Origin of the sequence: Ramlibacter sp., from assembly GCF_029866045.1 — a bacterium.
In the GTDB taxonomy this organism is placed as follows: domain Bacteria; phylum Pseudomonadota; class Gammaproteobacteria; order Burkholderiales; family Burkholderiaceae_C; genus Ramlibacter.
Map to the genome: position 1 here is coordinate 1 of NZ_JARXAB010000089.1, position 5,101 is coordinate 5,101.

Genomic DNA, 5,101 nt, shown 5'->3' on the forward strand with positions numbered 1-5,101 from the left:
AAGCGCTGGGCCGAGGTCAGCTTCGACGGGGGTGACGACTCAGCCAAGCGCCGCATCATGGCGGCAACCTATGTGCGGCTGCGTGCCGGCCTGGACAGTCTGGATGTCGACGCGATTGCGCTCAGGGACTGGCCGGAAATCCTCTATGGCGAGGCCTTCAAGGGAACCTGGTCCGCGCTGGGCGAGCTCTCCGAGCGCTCGGTGCCATTCGCCCCGGAAGGCGATGTGATGGGCGCAGTGACCGCCCTAGCGGTGCGCGCCTTCGACCCCACCGCGCTGCCCTTCCTCACCGACATCTCGGGCGTGGACCGCGATGAAAACCATCTGGTCACCTGGCACTACGGGGTCAGCCCCCGCCTGGCGGCTGGACCCCGGAGCATCGACGCCATCCTCAAGCAGGAGACATTTGCACCGCGGCCGGGACCGCTGACGCTGTTGCGCCTGTCGCTGGAGCCGGATGGCCGTTTGCGGGTCTTTGTGACAGAGGGGCAGATCGGCAGCCGGCCTGCCGCCGCCAACCGGACAGCGGCCCTGTTCGTTCCCCAGCAGACGCCGGCGCACGTGCTGATCCGGCGCTTCGTTGAAGAAGGCTTCGAGCACCATGTCACCGCGGTGCATGGCCATTGGGCGCAGGCCGCTGGCCAGCTGGCCTTCATGCTCGGCGCGGAGCTGGTGCGTGTCTGAGCCCTACGCACTTCTGGGCGCTGGCTGGCGCGAGCCCGGCGGGCGATGGCATGCACTGCCACCAGACGTCGCACGCATCGAGCGACGGGGCCCGAAAACCCACTGCATCGTCTTCGAGTGGCCGCAGGCCAACGCCGTCGAGCTGTGTCTGGCCGCCCCCGACAAGGCGCTTTTTTTGGGCGGGGGCGAGCGCTTCGAATGCCTGGACCTGCGGGGCTCGGTGGTGCGCCACTACCTGGAGAACGCGGGGCAAGGCAGCGGCACCTACCTGCCGGTGCCCTGGATCGCGAGCACGGCTGGTTTCTCGATGGGGCTGACCGGTCACGACGCAGCCAGTTTTCACCTGGCGGCGCCCTGGGAGCCCCATGTTCTGCGCATTCAGGTCGAGTCCAGCCGCATCGAGTTGCACCTGGACCTCGGCACGCTGGCCGAGCAGCACCGGGCCTGGACCCTGCGCGTCGGCCCGCCCGAGATGCCCGATGACGCCTTCTTCGGACTTTGGAAGGCAGGTGACTGGCGGATCGAGGACGCAGGGACTGTAGACGCCGATCGGGCGGGCTTTCGGGCGATGGGCTTGCCGCTGGACGTCAAGCTCATTGACGCGTATTGGGAGGAGGAGATCCACTCCTTCGAGTTCGACCGGACCAAGTACCCCGAAGGTTGGGACATGGTCAAGGCGATGGCGGCAGAGGGCACCCAGGTACATCTGTGGCTGTGTCCGTGGGTGGTGGTGGGTACACGGTCCCATGCCTCTGCCCTGGACTTGGGCTACGTCATCGTTGACCGGCAGGGGCAGCCCCTCGTGCGGCGGCCGGGGGCCAATCCAAATGTGCGGGCAGCGCTGATCGACTTCACCAATCCGTCTGCGCGGGACTGGTGGGTCCAGGGCTTGCGTTCGCTCGTGCAGCGCGGCATTGCAGGCTTCAAGGCCGATTTTGGGGAGCAGTTGCCCGACCACGCGGTGCTGCACAACGGGCTGTCGGGTCCGGGGGCGCACAACGCCTATGTCAAGGCGTATCTGGACGCCACCGCGGAAGCATTTGAGGGCCCGGTCCGACCCGTGATCAGCCGCTCAGCGCAGGCGGGCTGCCGCCAGCAGATCTGGTCTGGCGACCAGACCTCGGACTTCTGTCCAAAGAGTGGCCTGCCTGCGGCAATACGTGCAGCGCAAAGCGCGAGCCTGTCGGGGTTTCCCTTCATCGGCAGCGACATCGGCGGCTACTTCGGGACCCCGACCCCGCAGGTCTTCGCTCGCTGGGCACAGTTCAGCGCCTTCCAGCCACTGTTCATGCTGCACGGACTCGGTTGCAGGGAGCCCTGGCAGATGGATGCGGACTCACAGCGCATCTTCACCGCGTGCGCCAAGCTCCATCTCGAGCTCAAGCCCTACTTTCTGGCGCTCGCTGCCGAGGCGGTCGCCGGAGGGCTGCCCCCGGTGCGGATGATGCCCCTCGTCTTTCCCGAGATCGACTGGCGTGGGCTCAATGACTGGGACCAGCAGTTCATGCTTGGCGACGCCCTGCTCGTAGCGCCGGTGGCCTTCTACGCATCGACGCGTGCCGTGTTCCTGCCGCCGGGGCGCTGGTACGACGCTTTGTCGCGCCGCTGGATCGATGGCGGACAAACCGTGCTGCACGAAGTCCCGATGGATCAAGTACCGGTCTTCTTTCGCGAGGGCGCATCGATTCCGCTGCAGCCTGATCGGCGCAGCCCTGAGATCTGGATCGTGCACGGCCTCGACACCGCATCGGCAGACGCAAGCGCCCGCGCCGCTGTCATTGCAGATGGCAAACGGGTCGATGCGGGAGCGACGCGACATTGGGCCCTGTCAGAGCGCGGGAGCATCCACCACGCCTTGGGTGAACTGATCCCCTTGGAGGCGGCATGATGCTGCTGCGCTCACTCCGTGCCCCACTGAATCCTTCTGCCGTGCCGGTCTCTGACCGGGTACGGGTTTTTCTAACCTTGAGGAGAGACGAGCATGCTGAAACTGACCACTAGACTCTTGCGGACCGCGGCCTGCGCCCACGGCCTGTGGGGCGCTGCGGCGCAGGCCGATACGATCACCTTCTGGGTCAATGCACCCATGGTGCCCAATGCGCAGGCGCCGCTGTACGACGAGATTCGGGCCTTTGAGGCCCAGACCGGACACAAGGTCAACCTCCAAGCTATTCCCTTCCAAGAATTGGAGAAGCGCCTGTTCGTCGCGCTGGGTGGCGGCTCAGGACCAGATGTGATGGCGATCGACAACGCCTGGTTGGCCGCTTATGCCGACGCCGGCGTGCTGGCCGACCTGACCGATCGCACGCGATCGGTCGCCTCCCAATACCAGCCCGGGCCGCTGGCCTCGGGGCGCTTCCAGGGGCGCCTCTATGCGCTGCCCTGGTACACCAACAACGTCGCCCTGTTCGTCAACAACGACATGCTGAAGGCCGCCGGCTTCAGCGCGCCGCCGAAGAACTGGACAGAGTTCCGCGCCGTGGCTAAGGCGATGCGCGGACTGGGCGCCGACAAGTACGGACTGGCCATGGGTGCCGGTCGCTTTGGCGTGTTCCAGATGACGAGCTTCGTCTGGCAAAACGGCGGCGAGTTGGTCGACGACGCCGGACAGGTCCGCGTTGGCGAACCGGCGGTGGCCGAGACCTTCCAGCTCTTCACCGACATGTACCGCGTGGACAAGTCGATCCCCGATACCGTGCTGACCGCGCAATCCTGGGACGAGGTGTTCGCCCCCTTTCTTCAGAGCCGGGCGGGAATGCTGATTTCGGGCGATTGGACGATCGGCACGATCAAGCGGGTCTCCCCTAACCTGAACTACTCGATCGTTCCCCTGCCGGCAGGCAAGCGCGCGGCCACGGTCATCGGGGGCTTCAACCTGGCTGTCAACGCCAAGACCAAGAGCCCGGCCGCAGCCGACCTGGTGCTGTTTCTGACCGGCCCGCGCAGCGTCGAGGCGATGCGCAAGGCTGACCGACTGTCGGCGCACATGACAGCCACCACGGCCGAAGCGATTGCCAAGTTGCCCGAGACGCAGCGCCCCTTCATGTCACAGGCAGCGGCTGGACGGGCACGACCCAGCATCGCCATCTGGGCCGAGGTGCACTCTTCGATCCTTTCGCCCGCATGGGACGCCTCGGTGCGCGGCCTCGTGACCCCGCAAGCAGCCGTGCAGAAGGCGGCGAGCGAGATCGCGGCAAAAATGAAATGATCCAGTCACAGGTCCATCGATCGGTAGTGAGCGGTGGACCTGTCTGGATGTACTGAGTCGCAATGAGTTCGCCACTTTCCCCAGAACGCAAAGGCCGCATGCCCTGGTCCGCCGTCTTCGAGACAGGCCGGGGAGAGCGCCTCTACCCCTATCTGATGGTGCTGCCAGCCTTCATTCTGGTCATGGCGGTGGTGGTTTACCCGGTCATCAGCGGCATCGTCTCTGGCTTCCAGGACCTGACGCTGCGCACCCTGAGCCGTGGCCAGGTCACCTTCATCGGCACGCGCAACTTTGAGCGCGTGTGGGCAGACCCGGTGTTCTGGACTGCCCTGCGAAACACTGCCTGGTGGGTGGGGGCGAACGTCGTTGCGCAGATGCTCCTGGGCCTGATGCTCGCGCTAATGCTGAACCGACCTGTGCGCGCACGCTCCTGGCTGCGGGCCGGCATCCTGCTGCCCTGGGTCGTTCCCAGCGTGGTGGCTGTTCTGACGTGGCGTTGGATGTACGACCCAACGGTGGGCATCGTCAATGAGTTGCTGGTCCGGGTCGGCGTGCTCAAGGATTACTTCCCTTTCCTCGGAGACGTCGGAACCTCGTTGTGGGCTGTCACGGTGGAGAGCATCTGGAAGGGCACGCCCTTCGTGATGCTGCTGCTGCTTGCCGCGTTGCAGATGATCCCTCGCTCGGTCATGGAGGCGGCCGCGATGGACGGCGCCCATGGTTGGCGCCTGCTCTTCTTCGTCGTTCTGCCGCAGATCCGCTTGGCCTTCGCCATCGCGCTGATTCTGACATTGATCCTCACGGTGAACAATTTCAACGCCATCTGGTTGATGACAGCCGGCGGCCCTCTGAATTCCTCAGAGACTCTTTTCACGCTCGCCTACCGCTACGGTTTCGAGCGGATGAACCTGGGCATGGCCTCGGCGCTGGCCACGCTGCTGTTCGTCTTCCTGGTCGCGGTGACGACGGTGTATCTGTACCTGATCCGCATGCGCGAGGAGGCCTGAGCCCATGCAAGAAGAAATTGTCGGGGTCAGAAGGTGGAACCGGGTGCTGCTGCACATCGGGCTGTGGTGCGCCTTTGTCTGGGCGATCTTCCCGTTCTATTGGATGGTGGTGACTTCGCTGCGCCCGGAATCCGAACTGTTCGCTCGTCCGCCCGCCCTGTTTCCCAGGGAATTGACGCTGCAGCACTACACCGAACTGCTG

At 65.2% G+C, this 5,101-nt stretch carries 4 protein-coding genes and 1 pseudogene; all 5 read left to right on the forward strand.

The features are described 5' to 3' along the window. Positions 1 to 684 (forward strand): hypothetical protein (locus tag QE494_RS10080; RefSeq protein ID WP_300042945.1); only part of this gene is annotated, 684 nt, incomplete at its 5' end. Next, on the forward strand, positions 677 to 2,572 hold the full coding sequence (locus tag QE494_RS10085) for a TIM-barrel domain-containing protein (protein ID WP_300042947.1): 1,896 nt from the start codon (positions 677 to 679) through the stop codon (positions 2,570 to 2,572). The genes QE494_RS10080 and QE494_RS10085, both read left to right, overlap by 8 nt. Positions 2,573 to 2,665: 93 nt before the next feature. Beyond that, the gene (locus tag QE494_RS10090) at positions 2,666 to 3,892 is read left to right on the forward strand and encodes a sugar ABC transporter substrate-binding protein (protein WP_300042949.1); all 1,227 of its coding nucleotides are present in this window, start codon (positions 2,666 to 2,668) and stop codon (positions 3,890 to 3,892) included. A gap of 98 nt (positions 3,893 to 3,990) precedes the next feature. Beyond that, entirely contained in the window at positions 3,991 to 4,899 is a 909-nt protein-coding gene (locus QE494_RS10095; protein ID WP_300042951.1) for a carbohydrate ABC transporter permease, read from the forward strand. A 4-nt stretch (positions 4,900 to 4,903) separates the two neighbouring features. After that, a pseudogene (locus QE494_RS10100) lies at positions 4,904 to 5,101 on the forward strand (hypothetical protein); the annotation flags it as partial.

Bases quoted from the DNA above. Each gene is read 5' to 3' on its own strand.
- QE494_RS10095 (WP_300042951.1), top strand. From the start codon at position 3,991: ATGCCCTGGTCCGCCGTCTTCGAGACAGGCCGGGGAGAGCGCCTCTAC.
- QE494_RS10090 (WP_300042949.1), top strand. From the start codon at position 2,666: ATGCTGAAACTGACCACTAGACTCTTGCGGACCGCGGCCTGCGCCCAC.